At 70.6% G+C, this 24,330-nt stretch carries 25 protein-coding genes; 13 read left to right on the top strand and 12 right to left on the bottom strand.

Translation table 11 applies throughout. The annotated features are described in order from the left end of the window. The first annotated feature begins 18 nt into the window (after positions 1-18). Positions 19-966 (top strand): FkbM family methyltransferase, encoded by a 948-nt coding sequence (locus ACIBLA_RS21710; protein WP_399199502.1) that lies wholly within the window; start codon positions 19-21, stop codon positions 964-966. A gap of 149 nt (positions 967-1,115) precedes the next feature. Here ACIBLA_RS21710 and ACIBLA_RS21705 read toward each other — a convergent pair whose 3' ends face one another. Together ACIBLA_RS21705 and ACIBLA_RS21700 are read right to left on the bottom strand one after the other, a co-directional pair. Beyond that, positions 1,116-1,460 (bottom strand): hypothetical protein, encoded by a 345-nt coding sequence (locus ACIBLA_RS21705; protein ID WP_363243888.1) that lies wholly within the window; start codon positions 1,458-1,460, stop codon positions 1,116-1,118. A 163-nt stretch (positions 1,461-1,623) separates the two neighbouring features. Further along, positions 1,624-2,814: a S8 family peptidase gene (locus ACIBLA_RS21700; protein WP_363243887.1), complete on the bottom strand. Its 1,191-nt coding sequence runs from the start codon at positions 2,812-2,814 to the stop codon at positions 1,624-1,626. A 182-nt stretch (positions 2,815-2,996) separates the two neighbouring features. Between ACIBLA_RS21700 and ACIBLA_RS21695 the strand changes: the two genes are divergently transcribed. Then, positions 2,997-3,602 (top strand): DJ-1/PfpI family protein, encoded by a 606-nt coding sequence (locus ACIBLA_RS21695; RefSeq protein WP_363243886.1) that lies wholly within the window; start codon positions 2,997-2,999, stop codon positions 3,600-3,602. A 154-nt stretch (positions 3,603-3,756) separates the two neighbouring features. Beyond that, positions 3,757-4,245 carry a beta-class carbonic anhydrase gene (locus tag ACIBLA_RS21690; RefSeq protein ID WP_399199501.1) on the top strand — a complete coding sequence of 163 codons (489 nt, stop codon included), beginning with the start codon at positions 3,757-3,759 and terminating at the stop codon, positions 4,243-4,245. 2 nt (positions 4,246-4,247) lie between these two features. On the opposite strand, the gene ACIBLA_RS21685 is transcribed toward ACIBLA_RS21690, so the two are convergent. From ACIBLA_RS21685 to ACIBLA_RS21660, 6 genes are all read right to left on the bottom strand, one after another. Next, entirely contained in the window at positions 4,248-5,123 is an 876-nt protein-coding gene (locus ACIBLA_RS21685; RefSeq protein WP_399199500.1) for an alpha/beta fold hydrolase, read from the bottom strand. Between the two features lie 88 nt (positions 5,124-5,211). After that, the gene (locus tag ACIBLA_RS21680) at positions 5,212-5,550 is read right to left on the bottom strand and encodes an MmcQ/YjbR family DNA-binding protein (RefSeq protein WP_363243883.1); all 339 of its coding nucleotides are present in this window, start codon (positions 5,548-5,550) and stop codon (positions 5,212-5,214) included. Next, positions 5,543-6,217, bottom strand: coding sequence for a DNA polymerase ligase N-terminal domain-containing protein (locus ACIBLA_RS21675; RefSeq protein ID WP_399199499.1), 675 nt, complete (start codon positions 6,215-6,217; stop codon positions 5,543-5,545). Before ACIBLA_RS21675 ends, ACIBLA_RS21680 begins: the two co-directional genes overlap by 8 nt. Before the next feature lie 8 nt (positions 6,218-6,225). Next, positions 6,226-6,693 (bottom strand): DUF5709 domain-containing protein, encoded by a 468-nt coding sequence (locus ACIBLA_RS21670; RefSeq protein ID WP_363243881.1) that lies wholly within the window; start codon positions 6,691-6,693, stop codon positions 6,226-6,228. Positions 6,694-6,840: 147 nt separating this feature from the next. Further along, positions 6,841-7,224, bottom strand: coding sequence for a fic family toxin-antitoxin system, toxin component (locus tag ACIBLA_RS21665; RefSeq protein WP_363243880.1), 384 nt, complete (start codon positions 7,222-7,224; stop codon positions 6,841-6,843). Next, complete coding sequence (locus ACIBLA_RS21660; protein WP_363243879.1) at positions 7,221-7,523, bottom strand: hypothetical protein; 303 nt, start codon at positions 7,521-7,523, stop codon at positions 7,221-7,223. Before ACIBLA_RS21660 ends, ACIBLA_RS21665 begins: the two co-directional genes overlap by 4 nt. 136 nt (positions 7,524-7,659) lie before the next feature. Between ACIBLA_RS21660 and ACIBLA_RS21655 the strand changes: the two genes are divergently transcribed. The 4 genes from ACIBLA_RS21655 to ACIBLA_RS21640 all read left to right on the top strand — a co-directional run bounded on the left by ACIBLA_RS21655 (position 7,660) and on the right by ACIBLA_RS21640 (position 12,004). After that, positions 7,660-8,403, top strand: a complete 744-nt coding sequence (locus tag ACIBLA_RS21655; protein ID WP_363243878.1) for a GntR family transcriptional regulator — start codon at positions 7,660-7,662, stop codon at positions 8,401-8,403. Continuing rightward, positions 8,400-9,188 (top strand): creatininase family protein, encoded by a 789-nt coding sequence (locus ACIBLA_RS21650; protein WP_363243877.1) that lies wholly within the window; start codon positions 8,400-8,402, stop codon positions 9,186-9,188. Before ACIBLA_RS21655 ends, ACIBLA_RS21650 begins: the two co-directional genes overlap by 4 nt. Before the next feature lie 182 nt (positions 9,189-9,370). Continuing rightward, a complete protein-coding gene (locus ACIBLA_RS21645) occupies positions 9,371-10,372 on the top strand; it encodes an alpha/beta hydrolase family esterase (RefSeq protein ID WP_399199498.1) in 1,002 nt (333 codons plus the stop codon). Between the two features lie 27 nt (positions 10,373-10,399). Next, positions 10,400-12,004 (top strand): AbgT family transporter, encoded by a 1,605-nt coding sequence (locus tag ACIBLA_RS21640; RefSeq protein WP_399199497.1) that lies wholly within the window; start codon positions 10,400-10,402, stop codon positions 12,002-12,004. 84 nt (positions 12,005-12,088) lie between these two features. Here the strand turns inward: ACIBLA_RS21640 and fusA are convergent, their stop codons facing one another. After that, the gene (gene fusA, locus ACIBLA_RS21635; protein ID WP_363243874.1) at positions 12,089-14,188 is read right to left on the bottom strand and encodes an elongation factor G; all 2,100 of its coding nucleotides are present in this window, start codon (positions 14,186-14,188) and stop codon (positions 12,089-12,091) included. 768 nt (positions 14,189-14,956) lie between these two features. On the opposite strand from fusA, the gene ACIBLA_RS21630 reads away from it, so the two are divergent. The 6 genes from ACIBLA_RS21630 to ACIBLA_RS21605 all read left to right on the top strand — a co-directional run bounded on the left by ACIBLA_RS21630 (position 14,957) and on the right by ACIBLA_RS21605 (position 19,219). Further along, a complete protein-coding gene (locus ACIBLA_RS21630; RefSeq protein WP_363243873.1) occupies positions 14,957-15,169 on the top strand; it encodes a hypothetical protein in 213 nt (70 codons plus the stop codon). Between the two features lie 108 nt (positions 15,170-15,277). Then, positions 15,278-16,195 carry an aminoglycoside phosphotransferase family protein gene (locus ACIBLA_RS21625; RefSeq protein WP_363243872.1) on the top strand — a complete coding sequence of 306 codons (918 nt, stop codon included), beginning with the start codon at positions 15,278-15,280 and terminating at the stop codon, positions 16,193-16,195. A gap of 37 nt (positions 16,196-16,232) precedes the next feature. Continuing rightward, complete coding sequence (locus tag ACIBLA_RS21620) at positions 16,233-16,478, top strand: hypothetical protein (protein ID WP_399199496.1); 246 nt, start codon at positions 16,233-16,235, stop codon at positions 16,476-16,478. Between the two features lie 39 nt (positions 16,479-16,517). After that, positions 16,518-17,039, top strand: coding sequence for an ATP-dependent Clp protease proteolytic subunit (locus ACIBLA_RS21615; RefSeq protein WP_399199495.1), 522 nt, complete (start codon positions 16,518-16,520; stop codon positions 17,037-17,039). A gap of 28 nt (positions 17,040-17,067) precedes the next feature. Then, entirely contained in the window at positions 17,068-17,352 is a 285-nt protein-coding gene (locus ACIBLA_RS21610; RefSeq protein WP_363243870.1) for a hypothetical protein, read from the top strand. A gap of 181 nt (positions 17,353-17,533) precedes the next feature. Beyond that, positions 17,534-19,219: a discoidin domain-containing protein gene (locus ACIBLA_RS21605; protein ID WP_363243869.1), complete on the top strand. Its 1,686-nt coding sequence runs from the start codon at positions 17,534-17,536 to the stop codon at positions 19,217-19,219. 26 nt (positions 19,220-19,245) lie between these two features. Here the strand turns inward: ACIBLA_RS21605 and ACIBLA_RS21600 are convergent, their stop codons facing one another. From ACIBLA_RS21600 to ACIBLA_RS21590, 3 genes are all read right to left on the bottom strand, one after another. Beyond that, a complete protein-coding gene (locus tag ACIBLA_RS21600; protein WP_363243868.1) occupies positions 19,246-20,154 on the bottom strand; it encodes a hypothetical protein in 909 nt (302 codons plus the stop codon). After that, complete coding sequence (locus tag ACIBLA_RS21595; protein ID WP_399199494.1) at positions 20,151-21,158, bottom strand: SPFH domain-containing protein; 1,008 nt, start codon at positions 21,156-21,158, stop codon at positions 20,151-20,153. The genes ACIBLA_RS21600 and ACIBLA_RS21595 overlap by 4 nt, the downstream gene beginning before the upstream one ends. Positions 21,159-21,288: 130 nt before the next feature. Further along, complete coding sequence (locus ACIBLA_RS21590; RefSeq protein ID WP_363243866.1) at positions 21,289-24,306, bottom strand: family 16 glycoside hydrolase; 3,018 nt, start codon at positions 24,304-24,306, stop codon at positions 21,289-21,291. Positions 24,307-24,330 lie beyond the last annotated feature (24 nt).

Here is a 24,330-nt window from a genome sequence, read left to right as displayed (position 1 = left end):
ACGACGTCAAGGAGCCCCGTGAAGATCCTCCGCAAGATCTCATCAAGCGTGAGCGCCGGGAAGCCGCGGCCGGGCCGGCCGGCCGGTGGGCGAGTCGGCACCCGGATCCGCGATCTCGACGAGACGAACCGGCGGACGGAGCAGGAGGCGGCGCGCGTCAGGCCCGTCACCACCTCCGACATCCTCACAAAGCACCGCAAGGGATTCCCCCACCACGGCTGGGTCGAGATCGACTCCGAGCACTGCCCGCCGTTCGTCATGTTCTGCGCGAACGACGAGGCCGTCGCCCTCGACACCGTATGGAACGGCCGCTTCGGTTACGAGTCCGCGAGCCTGCACCACTGGAGCCGGCTCGCCGCCACCAGCCGTACGGTCCTCGACGTCGGCGCGCATGTCGGCTACTACGCGATGATCGCGGCCCTCTCCGCCCCCAAGGCCACGGTGCACGCCTTCGAGCCGGTGCCGCCGATCCACGCGAGGCTGGCCGTCAACCACCGGGCGAACGGTCTGAAGAATCTCGTACTGCACCAGAACGGCGTCTCGGACCATGTCGGCACCGCCGACATCAACATCCGCTTCCCGCTGTCGAACCTGCTCTCCACCGGCTCCTCGCTGGAGGAGTTCAGCAAGCCGGTGGCCAGCGCGTTCACCACCCGTGTCCATCTGCTCACCGTGGACCAGACCCTGGGGGACACCCCGGTCGACCTGATCAAGATCGACGTCGAGGGCCATGAGCCGAGCGTCCTGGCCGGCGCGCGGGGCGTCATCAAGCGCGACCGCCCCGTCATCATTCTCGAAGCCCTGCACAAGACGCTGCTCGGCAAGCTCACCGAGCCCTTCGAAGGGCTGGACTACACCTTCCGCTGGATCTCGGAGTCCGACGGCCGTCTCGTTCCCATCACCGACGACCGCCCCGAGAAGAGCCGCAACCTGATCTTCGCGCCGAGGGAGCGGGAGTACGCCTGACACGCCCGGCACTCACGTCGGCAGCGCGCCCGGACATGGCGCCGCCCCGGCACGGGCGTGGCGCTCGTGGCGGGGCGGCTGGTCGGCAGATCCGGCCGGCTCGGTGAGCCGGCCGGATCTGCCGGTTCAGTGGTTCGGTCGGTCAGCCGTCAGCTGAAGACGACCGAACGGACCTTCAGGCGCTCGGAGGCCTTGCCCCCGTTGGGCCGCAGGGAGAAGTGCTCGCCTTCACAGTCGACGCCCGAGAACACGGTCGCCGTGGCGTCGGTGTTGTTGCGAGGGCTGTGCGCCGCCTGCGTCGTCTCGTCCTTGACCTCGGGGAGCGTGATGCACTCGCGGCTCTGCGGGTCGATCAGACTCGACATCTCCGTGCTGCCGGCCTGGTCGAGGTGCTCGTACGTGAAGGCACCCTCGGCCGCGCCGGCCGAGGCAGGCAGGGTGATGACGAGGGCGAGGGCGCCGACGGTGGCGGCCACACTGGTACGAAGTCGCACGGGACACTCCTATGGTGCGGGTGGGGTGAAACAGGTCGCCGAAAGCCTGTCCCGGCCTGTGCGGATGTTCTCCGGACAGCCCGGTTCATCGCTCGAACAGCGGGTGCTGAATCGGTTCTTCATGCGCCATGTGGGTTCTTCGCCGGCCGTCGGCGCCCCACTGTCAGAGCCCGTCGGTGAACAGGAGCCGGTTCGGTGAGCCCTCGCTGACGGAGGACAGCTTGTTCTCCGTGGCCGCGCCGTCGATCCACTCCGCGAGCTCAGCCGGGGTGGCGTCCGGGTGCTCCGCCTTGTAGAGCGCGGCCACACCGGCGACATGGGGGGACGCCATCGACGTGCCGTTCAGGGCGACACTGCCACCGCCGAGCTTGGCCGACACGATGGCGGCGCCCGGCGCGAACATCGACAGGCACTTCCCGTGGTTGGAGAAGCTGCTCTGCCTGTCCGTCTTGTCGGTCGCGCCGACCGTCACGACACCCTCCGCCGAGGCCGGTGAGACAGTGCAGGCGTCCACCGCGTCATTGCCGGCGGCGAGAATCGGCAGGACGCCCCTTCTCGACAGCTCGGTCGCCGCCCTGTTCACGGCGGTGGACTTCGGGCCGCCGAGCGAGCCGTTGAGGACGGCCGGCTGCTTGGCGTTGGCGGCGACCCAGTCGAAGCCGGCCAGGATCCCCGACCAGGTGCCCTTGCCCTGGCAGTCCAGCACCCGGACGCTCACCAGGTCGGCCTCGGGAGCGGCACCGTACGTACGGCCGGCGACCGTACCCGCCACGTGTGTGCCATGGCCCTGGCAGTCCTTGCCCTCCCGGCCGTCCCCGATGGCGTCGTAGCCGGGCTGGGCACGCCCGCCGAACTCCTCGTGATCGAAGTCGATGCCCGTGTCGATGACGTACGCGGTGACACCCCTGCCGGTGTTCCTCGGGTTGTACTGGCCGTCCAGCGGCAGGGACTGCTGGTCGATCCGGTCCAGGCCCCACGACGAGGCGGGCACGCGGCTGTTCGGGGGAGCCGTCTCCAGCGCCTTGATCTCGGAGTCCTCCTCGACGGCGGTCACGCCGGGCGTCGCCCGGATGGTCTTGAGCTGGGCGGCGCTCAGCTCGGCGGCGAACCCGCGCAGCACGCTGGTGTAGGTGAACAGGGGCTTCACCCCAGCGCGGTTGAGCAGCTTGCTCGCGTCGAAGCCGGCGTCGGTGGAGACGATGTAGCGGTCGACCAGAGGCGCCGCGGAGCGGTGCAGCGGTGCGTTGTAGGGCTGGGCGGAGGCCGGCTGGGCGGTGACGGGGAGCGGACCGGCGGCCACCACCACCGCGCTCGTGGTGACCAGGAATGTGCTGAGTTTCAGACGATTTCTCATGAAAGGTACTCAAACATGATCGAATTATCTTCACCGGCAGGCTGGGCGGTGGTTCACCCGACCAGATGGCCCGGCTGACGGCGTGACACGATCGCGTGACGCGGCGGACCCGGCGGCTCCGGGTCACCGCGGCAGGCGCCCACCGACGGCCGGAACCGTTCCCGATCGACCAAGGACCGCCCATGACCGCATACGGACTGCTGATTTTCGACGGCGCCGAGGAACTGGACTTCGTCGGCCCCTGGGAGGTCTTCACCGTCTCCGCCGGACTGCGCGACCAGGCCGACACCGCCGTCCTGGTGGCCGAGCGCCCCGACCCGGTCCGGTGCAACAAAGGCATGCGCGTCCTGCCCGATCACACGCTCGCCGACTGTCCGCCGCTCGACGTGCTGCTCGTCCCCGGCGGCCGGGGGACCCGGCGCGAGGTGGACAACACCGTGCTGACCGACTGGATCGGCAGGACGGCCGCCGACGCCGACTGGGTCACCAGTGTGTGCACCGGCGCGCTCCTCCTGCATGAGGCCGGTCCCGCGCGCGGTCGGCGGGTGGCCACCCATCACGGCTTCGAGGACGCGCTCCAGGCGCGCGGCGACGTCACCGTCGTCCGCGACGCCCGCTACGTCGTGGACGGGAACCTGGTCACCAGTCAGGGCGTGTCCGCCGGGATCGACATGGCTCTGTGGCTGGTCGGCAGGATCCACGGACGCGACCACGCCCGTGCGGTCCGCCGGTACATCCAGTACGAGCCCGCGCCGCCCTACCTGGCCGACGAGCCGTTGCCGTACTGATCGGATCCACCGGCTCACACGTCCGTCCGCCGCGCCGTATCCCGGTTGTTGCCGGAACATGGCGAAGCTGTGGCGGGGCGGTCTGTCGTCCACTCAGTTCGCATTTCGGCCCTCTACCGTGGATCTGCCGACAACTGCGGAAAGTGGGTCTGTCATGTCCGTCACCGACGAATTCCTCGGCAACAACGCGGTCTACGCGGAGTCGTTCGCGGGACCGCTGCAACTGCCCCCGTCACGCCGCCTCGCCGTCGTGGCCTGCATGGACGCCCGGCTGGACATCTACCGCATTCTCGGTCTCGACGAGGGCGACGCGCATGTCATCAGGAACGCCGGGGGAGCGGTCACCGACGACGCGATCCGCTCGCTGGCGATCAGTCAGCGGCTGCTGGGGACACGGCAGATCTTTCTGATCCACCACACCGACTGCGGGATGCTCACCTTCACCGACGACCAGTTCAAGCGGGACATCGAGAACGAGACCGGGATCCGTCCGCCGTGGGCCGCGGAGGCGTTCACCGATCTGGTGGAGGACGTACGTCAGTCGATTCGCCGGATCACGGTCAGCCCGTTCATTCCGCACACGGAGACGGTCCGCGGATTCATCTTCGACGTCGCGACAGGGCGCCTCAGAGAAGTGAAGTGACGTCAGCTCCGGTCCTCGGGGTGCGTATGGCGCAGGACGGCGGGGACCACCGTGTCCCACACCCGCGCCGGCGGCGCCTGGTGACCGACCCCCTCCAGCACGACCAGACGTGCGTCGGGGATTCCCTCGGCCAGCGCACGCGCGTGGTCGAGGGGGAAGAGCGGATCCTGCGTGCCGTGCAGGACGAGCGTCGGAGCGGTCACGTCCGCGAGACGGACCGTGACCGGCTTCTCGGCCTCCCGGAGCACGAAGTGGTTCTTCATCGCCGCCTCGATGTTCGTCGTGCGGTCCACGATCCGGCCCGACGTCTCCCGTGCCGCTTCCTCGTCGAACGGCGAGGAACCGGTGAAGAGGCGCTCGCCCTCCACCAGATACCCGATCACCGCCGCGCGGTCCGACCAGTCCGGCTCGGGCGCCGGATCGGCGAACGCGGCGCGCATGCGCTCGGACGGCGGCGGCAGCTCCGATCCGGTGGGACCCGCAGGGCTCGTGGAGACGAGGGTGAGCGTCGCAACCCGCTCGGGGTGCGTGACGGCCACGCACTGCGCGACGGCACCGCCCATGGAGATGCCCACCAGATGCGCCCGGTCCACATCCAGCGCGTCGAGCAGGCCGACCGCGTCCGCGATCAGATCGGAGAAGGTGTAGTCCGGCGCGCCCGCCGGGGTGGCGACGGACCGGCCGGTGTCACGCTGGTCGTAGCGGACGACATGGCGCCCGCCGGCCGCGAGCCGGGCGCAGAAGCCCGCGTCCCAGCCGTCCATCGGGCTCGCCGCGCCGCTGATCAGCAGGACGGTCGGGTCGGCGGGGCTGCCGAAGGTCTGGACGCACAGGCGCACACCGTTCGCCTCGACCGGGGCGGCGTCATTCGGGGTCATGCGGAGCTCCTCTGTTCCTTGCGGTCGTTCGCAGCCGTACCGCTGTTCCCCGTACTGACCGGCCGGCGCCCGGCAACTCATCGGTCGGTCAGGCCTCGAAGGACTCCGCGAGATCCGCCGGTGCGGCCTGCTTCCAGGAGTCGACCAGGATGTCGTACAGCTCGGTCTCGTCCTCCAGGGCGCTCAACCGGGCCCGTACCCATGAGGAGTTCGCCTCGTGGGCGGGGACCCAGAACTTGTCGGGCTCCGCCGCGATCAGCTCGATACGCTCGAACTTGGGGCAGCGGACGGCGAACGACGTCCCGTCGTCGGGCACCGTGATGTACATCCGCCCGGCGACGTGGAACGTGGGGATGTTCCAGAGTTCCTTCTCCACGGTGCGCGGCAGGGACAGCGCGATACGGCGGACGTCGTCAGCGTCAAGCATGGTCGTTGCCTTCGGATCGATGGGCGCGGCTGCTCCCATGATCGGGCATTTTCCGGTCCGTCGTACCCCGGTTCACCTGGTCAAGCGTCCGGCCGGTGCGCGCGGAACGGGCCCGGCGCGGGTCGGGTGTCGTGTTCCGGCCGCGCGTACTGCCCGAACCGGCCTTCTTCACCAGCAGCCACGCCCCGGCCGATCCGTCCCTCCCGTCGCGGAATCGGGTGAGCGCGTACGCGCCGCGCAGCTTCTGCCCGTTGAGCCGGAACGAGGCATGGCCCCTGTCCAGCGCGGCGGCGAAGTCGGCGAGGGTGTCGACCCCCAGCGGCCGGTAGGTCCCCTGGTCCCAGATGATGACCGGGCCCGCCCCGTACTGCCCGGAGGCGATGACGCCCTCGTAGTCCCGGTACTCCAGGGGGTGATCCTCGGTGGGCACCGCCAGACGCTTGTCGCCGGGGTCGGTGGACGGGCCTCTCGGTACGGCCCAGGACTTGAGCACGCCGTCCACCTCCAGCCGGAAGTCGAAGTGCATCCGGCGCGCGTCATGGATCTGGACGACGAACGACAGTTCGCCGGCGGGGCCCGTACCCTCGCCGCGCGGCTCGTCGGTGGCGTCGAACCGGCGCTTCCCGTGATACCGCGCCAGGCGGTCCTCCGCGCTCCGGTCGGCCATGGCGGACCTCAGCCGTCCATTTCCTCGTCCGCCGCGATGTGGACGGCGGCTTCCTCGGCCGTCGCGGCGCCCCCGTCGATCCCGACGTCGCGCGCGCTCACGTGCGAGTGCCGGCGGGGCGCGATGTCGTCCACCGCCTCCAGCCGTCCCGCCCGCGCGTCACCCGTCTCCGTGTCGATGGGCTCGCCCTCGCCGTCGGGCACGTCACCGACGTCGTCGCCCGCCTCGGGGCGCACGTCCGGCGCCTCCTGGGCGAGCCGCTGCTCCAGGGACTCGCCCGCGAGCTGCTCCTCGCCGGTGACCCCGTACTTGTTGACGCCGAGGGGGTACTCGGGCGGGGAGTAGCCCTCCGTCATCATGTCGTCGAGACCGCGCTCGTCTATCACGTTCTCCAGGTCGAGATCGTCGGAGGGGGCGTTGTCCACGTCCGAGTTCTCGGGCTGGTACACATCGTCGCCTCGTGACTCGTCCGCCATCACTCGATCCTTTCCAGGAGGGGGCTCCGGCGTGGGCGTTTCCGGAGCGTCGTCGGCGCGACGTCGAGGTCTTCAGAATACGCCCCATATGTCCACCGGGTGGTCCGAGCGCGGTCCGGACCCGGAGTCCCGATTCGAGGTCCCGGCTCAGACGGTCCAGCCGTGCAGGAGGCGTGCGGCTCCGGCGACGCCGACCGTGCCCGACGCGGTATCGCGTACGAGTGCCACGGCCGCCTTCGCGGGGTAGTCCAGCCGGTGCCCGTGCAGCGACAGGAACCCCTCGCAGGCGTGCCAGGCGAAGGCCTCGTTGGAGTGCTCCAGACAGGGCAGCCGGGCCAGCGTCTGGAGCAGTGCGGCGGCCTTGAGGTGGGGCGAGCCGTAGATGTCCCGGTCCATGGCGCGGGCGTGGACGCGGGCCACGGCCGCGTGGAGCGGGCCGTAGTCGTCGACCTGCGGGTCGCGGGGCAGCAGCTCGGCGGCGTGCAGCAGATAGGACACATCGAGCTTCGGCTCGGGCTCGCTCGCACTCACGCGGCGTGGCCCTGGTCGTGCTGGTCGAGTTCCTGGCGGGCCTGCCGGTCGGCGGCGCGCTGCTCGGGGGTGGGGTCGACAGTGCTGGGCTCGGTGTCGAAGGCGTCGCCGGTACGGTCCATCGATGCCTTGAAGCCTTCGAGGAACGTGTTCTCCGCGGCGGTGGCGCGGTCGTACGCCGCCGAGAGGATGTACTCCTGGAGGCTGACGCCGGCGGCCTTGGCCGCGGCGACGATCGCGGCCCGCTGTCCGGGATCGGGGAAGCGCAGGCTCATGGCCGCGGCCTTGGATTCGCTCATGGCGCCGAAGCTACCACTGGTATCGCTGCTACCGCAGGGGGAGGTCGATTGTGGTTGCCAGAAGTAGCTGTCACGGGCATTGACATTGTGAGAGATCAAGTGATCTATTCACTTTATGAGTCGCAATGAGTTGTCGTTGTCCGAGCGTCTGGCGGACAACATCGTCGAGATCATCCGTACGGAACGCCTCGGTCACGGAGACGCCCTGGCGTCCTCCCGTGACCTCGCGCGCCGCTTCGGCGTCACCACACCCACGGTGCGCGAGGCGCTGCGCAGGCTGGAGGCCACCGGAGTGGTGGAGTTCCGGCACGGATCCGGCACCTATGTGGGTCCGGGCATCGGACGCCGGCTGATGGCCAACCCGCATCTGCCGCGCAGCACCCGCGCCTCGGTGCTGGAACTGGTCGAGGCGCGGCTGGTGCTGGAGCCGGCCGTCGCCGCCGCCGCGGCGAACGTGCGGATGGCCGAAGCCGTACGGGAGTTGGAGTCGGCGGCGTCCAACGCGCTGCATCCGCCGGAGGAATCCCTGCGGCGGGCGGTGCACTTCCATGTGGCTCTGGCGGCGGCGAGCGGCAACACCCTGCTCCGCGAGGCCGTCGAGGCGCTGCTCCAGGTCCGCGCACACGACCAGGTGGAGATCCGGCACCGTTACAACGACCGGGCGCGGGACCACGCCGAGCACCTGGAGATCCTGGACGCGGTACGGGACGGTGACGCGGCGGCGGCCGAGCGGCTGACCCGTACGCATCTGGTGGCGATCCGCGAGGCGGTCCTCACCGCCGACTTCCCGGCGGACGAGACGGACGAGACGGACGAGACAGACGAGACGGACGAGGCGGATGCGCCGGTCGCCGGTGCCGTGGAAGGGGGAGAGCGGTGAGCGGTTCCGAACAGTCCTCGCCGCGACGCCCGCTGCGGCTCGCCGGGATGACGACCGTCGAGGCCGCCGACGCCGTGACGTCGAGCCCGGTGGTGATCCTGCCGGCCGGGGCCTTCGAGCAGCACGGTCCGGGCATGCCGATGGCGACCGACACCGTCCGCGCGGAGTCGGTGGTGGACCTGGTCGCCGCCGAGCTGGGCGGACGCGCGGTGATCGGCCCTTCCCTGCCCGTCGGAGTGTCCCCGCACCACCTGGCGTTCGCCGGTACGGTGACGCTCTCCACGGCGACGTTCGGTGCCGTCGTACGGGAGTACGTCGACAGCCTGCACCGGCACGGCTGGCGGAAGATCCTCGTGGTGACCGGTCACGGCGGCAACAACGCCACCTTGAGCACGGTCGCGCAGGACCTGCTCGTCACCCGCCCCGACATCCAGTTCGCCTGGACGCCGCTCACCGCGCTGGCGCCCGACGCCGTCGCGGACATGCGCGTCGGCGAGGTGCACGGACACAGCGGTGAGGCCGAGACGGCGCAGATGCTGCACCTCGCGCCCCATCTCGTGCACATCGGCCGACTCACCCCCGGATCGACGGCCACCGCCGATCTCGATCCGCTCTCCCGGCTCTCCCGGCGCGGCCACCCCGCGCTGACGGTGGGCTACGACCGGCTCAGTCCCAACGGCGTGCTCGGCGACCCGCGCCGGGCGACCGCCGCCGCCGGGCAGGCGATCGTGGACACGGCCGTGTCCCGCATCGTGGCCTTCGTCAAGGAGTGGCTGGACACCTGAGGGGTCCGCCAAGGGCCCCCTCAGGCACACCACTTCCCGCGTGCGCCCGCTCACCCGGCGGCGCACGACCCTCACCCGTCACCGCACCCCGCGCGTGGTTCCGCGCGCCGTCATTCCCCGCACCCGTCACCTCATCCGGCCGTACGCGCCCCCCCCGTGCCGTACGGCAGAAGGAGCCTGCAATGAAGCAGTCCCCGGGCCGTGTCCGTGCCCTGTTCCGTACCACCGTGGCCGCCGCCGGACTCGCCCTCGTCGGTTCGGCGTTGGCACCGGTCACGGCGTCGGCCGCCGCCGCGCCCACGGCCGACGCCAACGCAACCGCCGCTGCCTCCGGGTGCCGGCGGCCCGCGCCGCAGGAGCCGGGCACCAGCCACCTGCGCACGGTCGCGAGCGGCGGGCTCTCCCGGACGTACCAGCTCCATCTGCCAGCCGACTACACCCCGCGCCGCGACTGGCCCGTCGTGCTCGCCTTCCACGGCCGGGGCAACACCGGAATCGGTACGGAGGAGTTCTCGGGACTGTCGAACCTGCCCGCGATCGTCGCGTACCCCAACGGCGTCGTCGGGACCGGTGACGGCGACCGGCAGGCCTGGCAGGGCGCGCCGTACGCCGCGGCCGGCGTCGACGACGTCGCCTTCACCGGTGACCTGATCGACGAGTTGACGCGTACCCTCTGCGTCGACCGGCAGCGCGTGTACGCCACCGGCAAGTCCAACGGCGCGGGCTTCACCGGCCTGCTCGCCTGCCGGATGGCCGACCGGATCGCCGCCGTCGCCCCCGTGGCCGGTGCCTTCTACCCCGACACCGGTGAGAACTGCCGCCCCTCGCGCCCCGTCCCCGTCATCGACTTCCACGGCACGGGCGATGTCACGATCCCCTACGCGGGCGACCCCGAGCGCGGACTGCCCGCGATCCCCGACTGGACCGCGGAGTGGGCCGATCGCAACGACTGCCGCGCCCGGCCGCACACCAGCGCGATCGAGCCGGACATCACGATCACCCGCCGCACCGGCTGTGACCACGGAGCCGAGGTGCGCCATGTCGCCGTCAAGGACGGCGGTCACACCTGGCCCGGCGCCGACAGCTACAGCGGCGGCGGATATGTCACCGAGACCATCGAGGCGCACGAGGTGATGTGGCAGTTCCTGCGCCAGTACCGGACCCCGAGATCCGTCCTTCGCTGACGCAGGAATCGAGTAGGAGAGCCGCTCATGAGTACCCCGACTCCCGCACCACCAGGCAAACCAGGTACGCCGGGCACCCCCGGTGGGCCGGGCACATCCGGCGCGAACCCCGGTGAGCCCCGACTGCCGCTGATCATCCGCGCCATGGGCGTCATCGAACGCGCCGGCAACGCCCTGCCGCACCCCTTCTGGCTGTTCTGGATCCTGTCCGGGATCCTCGCCGTCGTCAGCGCCGTACTCGCGGCGGCGGACGTCTCCGTCGTCTCGCCGGCCGACGACAAGACCGTCACCGTGCAGAACCTGATCAGCGGCGACGGACTCGCCATGGCCGTCTCGACGATGATCGAGAACTTCGCCACGTTCCCGCCGATGGCGACCATCGTCGTCGTCATCATGGGCGTCGCCGTGGCCGAACGCAGCGGATTCCTCGCCGCGTTGATGCGGGTCGGTGTCTCGCGCGTCCCCGCGTCGTGGGTCGTGTTCGCCGTGGCCTTCGCGGGGACCGTCGCCCATGTCGCCTCGGCCGCCGCGTACATCATCCTTGTGCCGCTCGGCGGTCTCGCCTTCCGCGCGGTGGGCAAGTCCCCGATCCTCGGCATCGTCGTCGCGTACACCGCGATCGCCTCGGGGTACGACGCCAGTCCGCTGCCCACACCCAACGACGCCATCTTCGCGGGCATCACCACCGCCGCCGCGCAGATCGTCGGCGGTGACGACGCCTACGTGTCCCCGCTGAGCAACTGGTTCTTCAACATAGCCTCCTCGTTCCTGCTCGCCGTCGTGATCACGCTGGTGACCAAGTACGTGCTCAGCAAGCGGCCAGACCTGGACGCCGATCCCGACGCCGACCTGGACGACCTGGGCGGACTCACGCTCAGCGACCGGGAGCGCTCCGCGCTGCGCCGCGCGGTGTGCACGCTGCTGGCCGCCGTGGTGGTCATGACCGCGGTGCTCCTGCCGACGTCCTCGCCGCTGCGCGGCGACGGCGGCAGCATCGTCGAATCCCCGTTCCTCGACGGCATCGCGGCCGTCGTCGCCTTCCTCTTCGGACTGGTGGGCATCGTCTACGGCCTGCGCTCCGGCTCGATCAAGAAGGCCGCCGACGTACCGAAGCTGATGGCCGAGGGCATCAAGCAGATGGCGCCCGTCCTGGTGCTCTTCTTCGCGATCGCCCAGTTCCTGGCGTACTTCGACTGGACCGGCATAGGCGATGTACTCGCGGTGAGGGCGGCCGAGGCACTTCAGTCGAGCGGGCTGCCGATCGTCGTCGTCTTCCTGCTGATCCTGCTCCTGCTGACGCTGGTGAACGTGATGGTGACCAGCGGCTCGGCGATGTGGGCGCTGGCGGCGCCGGTGCTCGTACCGATGCTGATGCTGGTGAGTGTGCCGGCGGAGACGACGCAGGCGCTGTTCCGGATCGCGGACTCCGGGTCCACGGCCATCACACCGATGAGCCCGTACTTCCTGATGGCGCTCGGCTTCCTCCAGCGGTACCGCAGGAACGCGGGCATCGGCACGCTCGCCTCGTACACCCTGCCGCTCGCGGTCGCGATGACCGTGGCGTGGACGCTGCTGTTCCTGGCGTGGTGGGCGATGGGGATTCCGCTGGGGCCGGGGGCGCCGGTGCGCTGATCCGTCGGCGGTCGGCGGTCGGCGGTCGGCGACAAGCAAGCAGGGACGGCCCCGCCCGTGTTCACGGGCGGGGCCACCCCGCTGTCAGCCGCCGGACACCGCGCCCGCGTGCGCGGTGCCCGGTGCCGGGGCGTAGCCGGTGGGCCGGGCCGTGAAGGTGCCACGGCCCTGCGTCCGGCTGCGCAACCGCGTCGCGTAGCCGAACAGTTCGGCCAGCGGCACCGTCGCGGTGACCACGGCCGTACCGGCACGCGCGGTCGAGCCCGAGATCCGGCCGCGCCGGGCCGCCAGGTCGCCGAGCACGCCGCCGACCGCGTCGTCCGGGACGGTCACGGTGACCTCGACCACCGGTTCCAGCAACGTCATCGCACCGGCCCGCAGTGCTTCACGCAGCGCGAGCCGTCCGGCCGTGCGGAACGCCATCTCCGACGAGTCCTTCGAATGCGTCGCCCCGTCGGTCAGGGTGACCCGTACCCCGGTCACCGGGTGACCGCCGAGCGGACCCTCGGCGAGCGCGTCCCGGCAGCCGGCCTCGAACGCCCGGACATACTCCTGCGGCACACGTCCGCCGACGACGGTCGACCGGAACTCGAAGCCGCCCCGGTCGTCCGAAGCCGCCGACTCCTCCAACGGCTCGGTGTCGATGACGACATGCGCGAACTGCCCGGCGCCGCCGTCCTGCTTGACGTGCCGGTACACCATCCCCGACACCCCGCGCGCGACCGTCTCCCGGTAGGCCACCTGCGGCCGGCCGACTCCGACGTCCAGCCCGTGGGCGCGGCGGATCTTCTCCACCGCGACCTCCAGGTGCAGCTCGCCCATTCCCGACAGCACGGTCTGACCGGTCTCGGAATCGGTCCGGACCGCCAGCGAGGGATCCTCCTCGACCAGCCGCGCCAGCGCCGTCACCAGCCGGTCGACATCGGTGCGCCCGCTCGCCTCGACCGCCACGGAGACCACCGGATCCGCGACGGTCGGCGGCTCCAGGACCAGCGGGGCCGACGGCACGCACAGGGTGGCACCCGCACGGGCGGCCTTCACCCCGACCACGGCGACGATGTCCCCGGCGACCGCCCGGTCCACCTCGGCGTGGCGGTCGGCCTGGACCCGCAGGATCCGGCTGATCCGTTCCGTACGCCGCGTGCCCACGTCCAGCACCGCCTCTCCCTTTCCGACCGTTCCCGAATAGACCCGCAGATACGTCAGCCGGCCCGTGGAGGTCGAGCTGACCTTGAACACCAGCGCCGCGAACGGCCCTTCCGGGTCGGCGGCCCTCTCCTGCTCGGCACCGTCCCGCGTGCCGCGCACCGCGGGTACGTCCAGCGGCGACGGCAGATAGGCGACGACCGCCTTCAGCAGCGGCTCGATCCCGCGGTTGCGGTACGCCGAACCGCACAGCACCACGACACCCTCGCCCGTACGGGTCAGGTCACGCAGCGCGGCGGCCAACGTCCGTGCGCGGAGCGTCGATTCGGCGCAGAACTCCTCCAGCGCGAGCGGATGCAACTCCGCGACGGCCTCCTCCAGCACCCGGCGGCGCCGAAGCGCCTCCGCCATCAGGGAGTCGGGCACCGGGCCCTCGTCGTACGAGTCGGTGTCGCCACCGGACCAGACGAGCGCGCGCATCCGGAGCAGGTCGACGACGCCGGTGAAGCCGTCCTCCGAACCGATCGGCATCTGCACCACCAGCGGCGCCGGATGCAGCCGCCGGCGGATCGAATCGACGGCCGCGTCGAGATCGGCCCCGGCGCGGTCCAGCTTGTTGACGAACGCGATCCGGGGCACCCCGTGCCGGTCCGCCTGGCGCCACACCGACTCACTCTGCGGCTCGACCCCCGCGACCGCGTCGAACACCGCGATGGCGCCGTCGAGCACGCGCAGCGAGCGCTCGACCTCGTCGGCGAAGTCGACATGGCCCGGAGTGTCGATGAGGTTGATCCGGTGACCGTCCCAGGCGCAGCTCACGGCCGCGGCGAAGATGGTGATGCCCCGGTCGCGCTCCTGCGGGTCGAAGTCCGTGACGGTCGTACCGTCGTGGACCTCGCCGCGCTTGTGGGTGGTGCCGGTGAGATACAGGATCCGCTCGGTGACGGTGGTCTTGCCCGCGTCGACGTGGGCGAGGATGCCCAGGTTGCGGACAGCGGTGAGTTGAACGGGCGTGTGACGGTACAGGTCGGTACGCACGGCCGATGGCCTTTCGGGATGAACCATGGAACAGGGCGACGCGATTGCCGGACGAAGCCCCCCGATGCTGTGTGCGCAGCGGGTTGACGGGGGATCAGACGTTCGTCGCGGACTTCCGGTACCGGCCGCGCAGCCGGCGCCGGGCGCCGGGAGACACCAGGATCACCTCGTACCGTGCCGGGGGAACGACAACAGCGGTGCGGTAGCGCATGGCCGGTCTCCCCTCACTGGTCACGGTGCGCGCGCCGGGACGATGTCCGTCGGTGGCGCGCGAGTTCGTGGCGAGTGTAGTGAGAGTGGTGCGGCCGGGGCACCGGGTTTTTCCGCGTGTCCGCGTGTCCGCTTCCGGTCAGGTGGACGACGTATCACTTCCGGTGATGTCCGGCCACATTGGGTTCGGTTCAGCTCCAGAGCCCGGCGCCGCACGGCCATCGTGCGGTGCTTCGCGGACCCTCGATCGGACCGGTGTGAAGTGAAGATCAAGTATCCCCGTCCGCACGGCCGTTCACCGGTGGTGGCGGCCAGAAGACGGCTCGCCGCCGCGCCGGGCGCTGTCGCGCTGCTGGTGTCCGTCCTCACGGGCACAGCCGCCGGCACGGCCGGCGCGGCGCCCCGGACGGCGCCGGCCACCGCCGCCACCCGGGAGTCCCCCGGATGGGTCTGCCCCGGCACGCCCATACCGGACGGTTACGTGATCACCCTCCACACCGCCACCGGCTGCAACGCCAACATCGACACCTGGTTCCTCGAACTGGCCCGTGACGGTCAGTGGGTCTGCGCGGGCTCGCCGATCCCACCGGTCACGTACTCACCGGCCACATCAACACCGGCTGCGGCAACATCGGCATCTGGTTCCAGCAACTGCCGCGCGTCGGCCAGTACATCTGCCCCGGAGTCCCCGTACCGGCGGGCTTCCGCGCCGACGCCCACAACGCGAGCATGTGCGGCGGCCTCGGGGGCTGGCTCCTGCTCAACGCCTGACCCGATCCGTTCCACCGGAAGGCACCGCGTGCCGCGCGGTGCCTTCCGGTGCCGGACCCGGACACGCCCGAAAACCAGGCAGGCCGCAACCCAACTACCTTGGTCCACATGGCAGCCACCGAGATCGACATCACCGAGGACCTGATCCGGGAACTGCTGCGCGAGCAGCACTCCGACCTCGCGGACCGCCCGCTGAAACTCGGAGCGCTCGGCTGGGACAATCAAGTGTGGCGGCTCGGTGACGACCTCGCCGTCCGGCTGCCCTGGGCGACGGAGTCCGCGGACGCGCTGCTGCGCAAGGAACACACCTGGGTGCCCGGCCTCGCCCCGCTCCTTCCCCTGCCGGTTCCCGTGCCGCAGCGTCTCGGTGAGCCCTCCGAGCGGTTTCCGCGGCCCTGGCTTGTCACCACGTGGGTTCCGGGCGAGCCCGCGGACCGTGTCCCGGTTACGCGCGGCGCGGAGGCGGCCGGTACCCTGGCCGCCTTTCTGACCGCCCTTCACCGCCCCGCCCCCGACGGGGCTCCCACAGGCCGAGGCCGCGGTGGCCCGCTGGCCGGCGCTGCTGAGCACTTCGCAGGTGGGCTCGCCTCGGCCACCGAGATGGGGCTGATTCCCGACCCGGACGCCGTCCGCGCGGTCTGGGAAGACGCCGTCGCCGCGCCGGAGTGGGCAGGCCCGCGTCTTTGGCTTCACGGCGACCTGCATCCGGCCAACGTCCTGACGACGAACGGCACCTTCTCCGGCGTGATCGACTTCGGCGACCTCTTCGCCGGCGACCCGGCCTACGACCTCGCCGCAGCCTGGATCCTGCTGCCGGACGGCGCCGCCGACCGCTTCCACGCGAGCTACCGGCCGAGCCCGGACGCCGCGACCCTGCGTCGTGCCCGCGGCTGCGCGGTGCTCCGTGCCCTCTCCTGCATCAGCATCGGGCACGCCGGTGTCCACGGCCGCCCCGGCGGCAAGGCCACCTGGGGCCCACCCGCCCACGCATCACTGCGACGTCTCACCGCAGCCGTCGACCAATGATCGAGCACCGGACCTCCTCCACAGCAATCTCACCGCAGTGAAGTCCGTCGAGACGGCCTTCCGCCGCAAGGGTGACCCGGAGCCGGCCCGCGTCGAGGTCGCTCCCCTTCTGCGGGCCGCCGAGGCCGCCTTTCCTCGCTGGGTGCGCGCCCAGACCTATCTGCGCAATGCGGTGGAGAAGGACGGCGACAGCGCGGAACACGTGATGCGTGAACACGTCAGGGCCAGCCGCCGCGCGCTTCTGGCGGGACTGCCGCTCGGCGGCGGCGCGGACACCCTCTAGGTTTGTCGGCGTCAGTTGTCTTCAAGCGCAGGGGTGTTGATGGAGTACCGGGCGGAAGACGGGTCGCGGATCGTGCGGCTCGACGGGGTCGTGGACGACGACCTGGCCAACAGTGTCGTGGCGACGCTGCTGCTCCTCTCGGACGCCGCCCCGACCGCGGACATCCTGCTGCGGATCGACTCTCCCGGCGGCTCGCTCGCCGCCGGGATGGCGATCTACGACACCATGCAGTACGTCCGCAGTGACGTCGCGACCTGCGCGGTCAATCTGGCCGCGGGAATGGGGCAGTTCCTGCTGTCGGCGGGCGCGCTGGGCAAGCGCTCTGCCGAACGGGACGCCCGTATCGTGATGGTGGGGGTCCAGGCCGGCCACGCCGGGGAAGGGGACGCCGCGGACAGGGCGCGGGGGAAGGTCGCCCAGCTGGCCGCCCTGCACATGGGACGGGACCCGGAGTTCGTCCACGCGGCGTGGAAAGCCCAGCCGCAACGTGAGTTCGGACCTGAGCAGGCCCGTGTGTACGGGTTGATCGACCATGTCGTCGACCGTGCGCCCGGCGGGTAGCCGCGGCGTACGGGGGTAGGCGCAGGCAATGGCCACCACCATCCCGGAGTCCGGGACGAGCCGATATCCGTTGACGCGGGAACAGGCCGGAATACTGACCTGGGTGCGGTGGGCGTACGCGGGCATGTCCGTCCTGGCCGCCGCGTGCCTCGCGTCCGCCCTGTGGACCGGGCATCCCGCCGAGCAGGCGCTGTGGACCAGCGTCACCGGTGTGCTCGCGTTCCCCGTCCTCACCTTGCTGTCGATCCGTCAGCTCAGGTGCCACGAGGCGGCGTTGGACGACCTGCGTCGTCGTCGGGGCACTCCGCAATAGACGGTAATTTCTGCTGAGAATTCGGATCGTTTCATGGATCCGTCAATAAATTACAGCCTCCTGTCTTGCCGTCGGCCTACGGGGTCCTTACGTTGTGGGTGAGCCCGCGACGCACTCCGCATGCCGCCGCATGCCGCACTTCCCCGCACCTCCACACGCAGAGCCGATTGCGAGGAACCCCGTGGCACTTTCCAGACGCACCGTCATCGCGTCCGCGATAGCCGGCGCCGGAGCGGCGGCAGGACTGGCCGCCCAGACCCGGACCGCACAGGCGGCGGCCTCCCCACCCGGCGATGTCGTCGGCAAGATCACCGTCGGCTACCAGGGCTGGTTCGCCTGCTCCGGCGACGGCGCGCCGATCAACGGCTGGTGGCACTGGTCGCAGAACTGGGGCCAGTCACCGTCGCCCGGCAACACCGCGATCGTGAGCTGGCCCGACGTACGCGACTACACCCACACCTACCGAACGGCCTATCCGGCGCTCGGCAACGGGCAGCCGGCCGCGCTGTTCTCGTCGTACGACCAGCAGACCGTCGACACGCACTTCTCCTGGATGCGGCAGTTCGGCATCGACACCGCCGCCCTCCAGCGCTTCAACCCCAACGGCGGCGAGGGCGCGACCCGCGACGACATGGCCGTGAAGGTGCGCGCCGCGGCCGAGACGTACGGCCGCAAGTTCTACGTCATGTACGACGCCACCGCGTGGACGAACATGCAGCCGGAGATGAAGGCCGACTGGCTCGCCAAGATGCGGGCGCACACCGCGTCCCCGGCCTACGCGCGGCAGAACGGCAAACCGGTCGTCGGCATCTGGGGCTTCGGTTTCAACGAGCCCAACAAGACCTGGTCGGCGGCGGTCTGCCTGGACGTCGTCAACTGGTTCAAGGCGCAAGGCTGTTACGTGATGGGCGGCGTCCCCACCCACTGGCGCAGAGGCATCGAGGACTCACGGCCCGGATATCTGGACGTGTACCACGCCTTCGACATGCTCTCGCCGTGGATGGTCGGCCGGATCGGGGACATCGCGGGCGCCGACAACTTCTACGCCAACGTCAACACCCCCGACCAGGCGCACTGCGACGCCCAGGGGATCGACTACCAGCCGTGCGTCCTGCCCGGCGACCTCCAGTCGGGCCACCGCGCGCACGGCGACTTCATGTGGCGGCAGTTCTACAACATGTGCCGGATCGGCGTGCAGGGCATCTACATCTCGATGTTCGACGAGTTCAACGAGGGCAACCAGATCGCCAAGACCGCGGAGAGCGCCGCGTACGTCCCGGTGGGTTCCGGCATCCGGGCGCTGGACGAGGACGGCACGGCCTGCTCGGCGGACTACTACCTGCGGCTCACGGGCGACGGCGGCCGGATGCTCAAAGGCCAGCTGGCGCTGACCGCGACCCGCCCCACACCGCCGGTCACCGGCGGCGGCGACCCCAACCCGCCGACCGGCGACCTGGCGCTGAGCAGGGCGGCGAGCGCGAGCAGCCAGACGCAGAACTACGGGCCCGGCAACGCCGTCGACGGCAACGCTAACAGCTACTGGGAGAGCGCCAACAACGCGTTCCCCCAGTGGATCCAGGTCGACCTCGGCTCCGCGCTCCCGGTGCGCCGGCTCGTCCTGTCGCTGCCGCCCAACCCCGCCTGGGCCACCCGTACCCAGACGCTGTCCGTCCTCGGCTCCACGGACGGGACGGGCTTCGCGACTCTCAGCGCCCCGGCCGCCCGCGTCTTCGACCCGGCGAGCGGGAACACGGTGACGGTCACCCTCGCGTCCGCGGCCCCGGCCCGGTACGTACGCGTCCAGTTCACCGGCAACAGCGGTTGGCCGGCGGGGCAGTTGGCCTCACTGGGCGTCTACGCGGACTGAGCCGGCGGACTGACGCGTCGGCGCGGCTACGTTCCGAGCAGCCGCAGGGTCGTCGCCGATACACCGACGCGGACCGTCTGGCCCCAGGTCAGCGTGAGCGCGTCCGCCTCCATGCCGTCGCCGAAGGCGATGAGGCGGTCGGACTCCACGGTGAGGCACAGCTGTTGAGCGGGCGTCAGCGCGCCCGACACGAGTGAGGTTCCGGTCGTGGGGGAGGGCCAGGCCTCCCGTACGAACCAGAGCAGCCGGCGGTCCGCGGGGCCGGGGAGGGGGAGTGTGCTGCCGCGTTCCCGCCAGAGCGAGCGCAGCCAGCCGGTGGCCCCGGTGCCCGTGCCGACCAGGACGCCGGACGACGCCTGGGCCTCGGCCTCGGGGGACGGGAGCCGGCCGTCGGGCCTCAGCCGGTAGCGGACCGTCTGGTGGCCCGCGGGCCCGAGGCAGATCTCGTTGAGCGCGAGCAGCCGCTGGCCGTCGTCGGCGACCGCCTCCACCATGGTGAGTTCGTCGACGCCGCCCCGGCCGGCGACGGCCGCCTTCAGGAGCGGGGCGGCGTCGGCGGCGCGATGGCGGACCAGCACGCCCGGATTGCGGCCGGGATCGGTGTCGATGCCCACCACGGGCTGACCCGACAGGTACTTCGCCGCGTTCGCGACCAGCCCGTCCTGGCCGACCACGACCACGACGTCCTCCGGGCCGAAGAGGAACCGGTCCAGGTCCGTCCGTTCGACCCGGCTCTGCCGCCACCGGTGGGGCACGGCGGCGGCCACGTCCGTGAGTGCCCGGCGGGTGCGGTGGTGCCGTTCGGCGACCTCACGGATGTCGCGGTCGCGGGAGGAGAGGAAGAAGGCGGCCTGCCCGTGTGTGCCGTGCCGGGCCAGCAACTCCTCGTACTCGGTGGTGCGATGGACGAGCACGGCACGGGGTGCGAGCGTCACTCCTCGGCGCTCCGTCGTCCCAGCGTCGCCAGCAGTCCGGTCAGCACATCGGGGGAGAGGGTGACGCTGTCGATGCGCGGCAGATTCGAGGCGAGCCGGTCGACGGCCAGCGCGCGCAGCGTCTGCGCGTCCGCTTCGCCGTGCACCCGGAGCCAGTCGGCGCGGGCCGCCGCCCGTGCCTCGCCGGTCGTGCGGGCCGACTCGGCGTCGGCGGTGGCCAGCCGCACCCGGCGCAGCGCCTCGGCCTCGGTACGTACGGCGTCGGCCGCCGCGCTCTCCTCGGCCTCCCGCCGCGCGTTGGTGCCGCGCTGCTCGACCAACTGCTCCTCCTGGCGGGCCAGTTCGATCTGACTGGCGAGTTCGTTCTCGGCGATGGCCCGCTCCCGCTGCACCGCGACGGCTCGGCGTTCGTAGGTCGCCCGGTCCGCCTCCTGCTGTATCTGCTCGCGCGCGGGTGTGCGCAGCGCGCGTTCGACCTCGGCCTCCGGGCGGACGGCGACGACCCGTACGGTCACCACCTCAAGACCGGTGGCGGGCAGCCGGGGCTCGGCGGCCAGCCCGCCGTCGATCCGGTCGCGTACGGCGGCGACGCCGTCGGAGAGCGCGGCGGCCAGCGGCGTACGGGCCAGGACGTCGAGTGCGTGCTGCTGTGCTGTCCCGGTGAGCAGGGTGGAGATCTGTTCGAGCGGGGCGCCGCGCCGGACGCCGGTGTCCGGGTCGAGGGAGAAGTCCAGCCGGGCCGAGGCGAGCGCGGGATCGCTGATCCGGTACGTCACGGTGGCCTGGACGGTGACGTCCTGGAAGTCGGCGGTACGGGCGTGGAACGCCATCGCCAACTCCCGGTCGTTGACGGGCACTTCGGACAGCGCGGCGGACAGCGCCCGGAACCAGAAGCTGAGCCCCGGACCGTCGTGGACCAGCCGGCCCCGCCGGTGGTGGCGGATGTGGGCGGTGGGGGCGGAGCGGAGATGGCGCCGGCCGAAGCGCTTGGTGATGTCAGCCATGATGACCTCTTCTCGTCGGAATGACGATATCGAAGAGGCGGCCATATCGTCAATGTGACGAAAGGAGGGAACGGCCTCGCCCCCGGCCGTGACCCGGCCGGGGGCGAGGGAAGGGGAGCCGACCCGCCGGCTACGCCTTCGGCTCGATCCAGATGTTGCGGTAGCGCACCTTGTTCCCGTGGTCCTGGAGCCGGATGGCTCCGGCCGCGGTGGTCTCGGGTGCGCCGGCCCCCGTCGGTCCGTCGACGGCCACGTCGTTGTGGACGGTCTTGCCGTTCCACACCACACTCACGCGGGCGTTCTCCGTCTTCTTCCCGTCGGGGCCGAACCGGGCCGCGCGGAACGTGATCTCGTACGTCTGCCAAGTCTCCGGCGCGGTCGAGGCGTTGAGGTCGGCCGCCTTCTTGGTGTAGATCGCCCCCGCCTCGTTGTTGGCGAGCTTCTCGACACCGAACGAGTCCAGGATCTGGATCTCGTACCGCTCCTGGAGATACACACCGCTGTTCCCGCGGTCCTGGCCGGTCACGTCCGGTGGCAGCTTCGGCACCCGGAACTCGACATGCAGCTTGAAGTCCTTGAACGCCTGCTTGGTGCGGATATCGCCGCAGCAGACCTCCATCGCCCCCTCGTCCGCCGACGGCCAGCGGACGTCACTGCCGTCGTTGTGCTGCCACTGCGAACGGTCCTTCCCGTCGAACAGGGTGATACGGCTGTCCTTGGGATGGACGGTGATCAGATCGAGATTGACATGGCCGGTGTCGCCCTCGTCGTACCGGTAGGCGATGGTGTTGGCCCCGCGGCTCAGCGGCAGCGACTCGGTCACCGACGACCACCCGTCCCACTTGCCGGTGCTGGGCAGGGTCGTCTGTTTCATCTTGCGCCCGTTGACGTAGACGCTCACCGTCTTGTCGCCGACGAAGGGGTTCGGGCCGTTGGCGTACCGCAGCGCGACGTCGTACTTGCCCGCCCTCGTCGTCCGCACGTCGAAGGTGGTGGTGGCACCCTTCGTCCCGTACGAGTCGACGAAGCCGCCGCCCGAGTGGCCCTTGTGCTCGGTGTCGACCCGCGCGCCGCCGGTCAGCGCGGCCTCCTCCGCCTCGTACAGCGTCTTCGGCGGCTCGCCCCCGACCAGGGAGTTGAGGGTGTACCACGCCTCGGTGCTCCAGAGCGTCTCGCCGCCCTCGGCGCTGAACGGGCGCGGCGAGCGCACGTGCACCACACGGTTGGACTTGAGACCGTCGATCGCGAGGGTGACCTTCTTGCCGTCGGCCGACACGGTGGCCGACTGGACCTTCAGTGTCTCCTCGTCGATCTTCGGGCCGCCGTAGTCGGGCGTCGGGGCGTAGTACCACTGCTTGACCTCGTACCGCTCGGCCAGTTCGGCGACGGTCTCGGCGGAGAGCGGCTTGGTGTATTCCAGCTCGAAGCCGCCCGGCTTCGCGCGCATCGCCAGGATGTCGAAGGCGTCCTTGCCGTTCGGCGTCAGCTTCTGCAGGCCGTACTGGAGTTTGCCCTCCTGGCCCCAGTTGCCGCCGGCGCCGAGGCCGCCGGCGTAGATCGCGCCGTCCGGGCCCATGCTGATCCGGTTGACGCCGGCTTCCAGCCCCTGTGTCATCCGGAAGACGGCGCCCTGGTACTCGCCCTTGACCTTCTCCAGGTATCCGCGCTGAAGGCCGCCGTAGGTGACATCACCGAAGACCATCTGCCCGGCGTACGGTCCCTCCTTCAACAGCATCGGTGTGCTGGGGGAGTTGGCGATCTCGTTCTGCGGCAGCCACAGCACCGGCTTGGTGACCGGCTTGGCGTCGAAAGGCCCTGCCGGGTTGGTGTAGTGGTTGAAGAAGCGGTCCTGCTTGATGTGCACCAGCTTCGACGAGGGCAGCCAGCCGCCCTGGTTGTCGGTCACGAAGATGTCGCCCTCGGGGCCCCATCCGATGCCGTTGGGAGTACGCAGCCCCCCGGCCAGATAACTGACCTCGCCCGTCTTCTTGTTGACCTTGATCGTGGAGCCGCGGTTCTTCGCGGGCTGCGGATCGGTCGTCGCGCCGCCCAGGTTGATCGCGACCGACAGATTCAGATAGAAGAAGCCGTCCTGGTAGAGCAGCCCGAACGCGAACTCGTGGAAGTTCCCGCCGTACGGCCACGTCGCGACCTTACGGTAGGTGTCGGTGACGTCGTCCCCGTCGGTGTCCTGAAGCTCCGTCAGCTCGTGCTTCTGCGACACGTACAGCGAACCGTCGACGTACTTGATGCCCTGTGGCTCCTTCAGGCCTTCGGCCACCTTCTTGGCCTTCACCTTCTCGGGCCCCGTGCTGCCGGTGACATCGCTGAGGAGATAGACCTCGCCCGTCTCGTTGTCGGTGCCGCCCCAGGTGGTGACGGCCAGCCGGCCGTCGGGCAGCCAGTCCATCGCCGTGACCTGCGGCTCGAACCCGCTCGGCCGCAGATCGGTGAGCGTGTATCCGGGGTGCACGCTGTTCAGGGGCAGGCCGTCGCCGGGAGAGTCCCGGTAGCCCTCGCACTCCTTGCGGCCGGGCGCCGTCACTCGGACGACATCGGCGTCCGTACTGAGCACGGAGTTGGGTACGACGGCGAAGCCCGAGGCGCCCGGCGGCTGCCAGGCAAGGGTGATGTTCTGGCCGCCGGTGCGGTCGAAGTGGTCGATACGCAGGGAGTGGTAACCGGCCGTCAGGGTGACCGTGCCGTCCTTGGGGTCGGCGCCGTGCAGACCGTCGTGGTCGATCACGACCTGATCGTCGATCAGCAGCCGCGAACCGTCGTCGCTGGTCAGCCGGAAGGTGTAGGAACCGTCCTGCGGGACGTCGATGTTGCCGATCACCTGCGACACGAAGTGGTCGCCGATCCCGCCGAAGTCGTCGGTCGTCGACCAGTCGATGGTGGGCATCAGCTTGTCGACGTTAGGGGTCTGAGCGGGTTTCAGCTCGCAGATCTTCTCCAGGGGCACCTGCACGTCGAACACCCGCAGGGTCACCCCCGGCTCCTGCGGCGGCAGTTCACGGGTGACGGGATCGGCCGCGACAGGGTCGGCAGCGGTGGCCGGCGTCGACATGAGACCGGTGGCGAGGAACGAGGCGGTGAGCAGACTGAGCAGACATCTGCGCAGGCGGCGGCTCGGTCTTTGATCCATTCTTCCTCCTGGCACTTCGCGCAC

The sequence above is a fragment of the Streptomyces sp. NPDC050433 genome (assembly GCF_044458565.1).
GTDB lineage: Bacteria > Actinomycetota > Actinomycetes > Streptomycetales > Streptomycetaceae > Streptomyces.
This window is presented reverse-complemented; position numbering and strand designations above follow the sequence as displayed.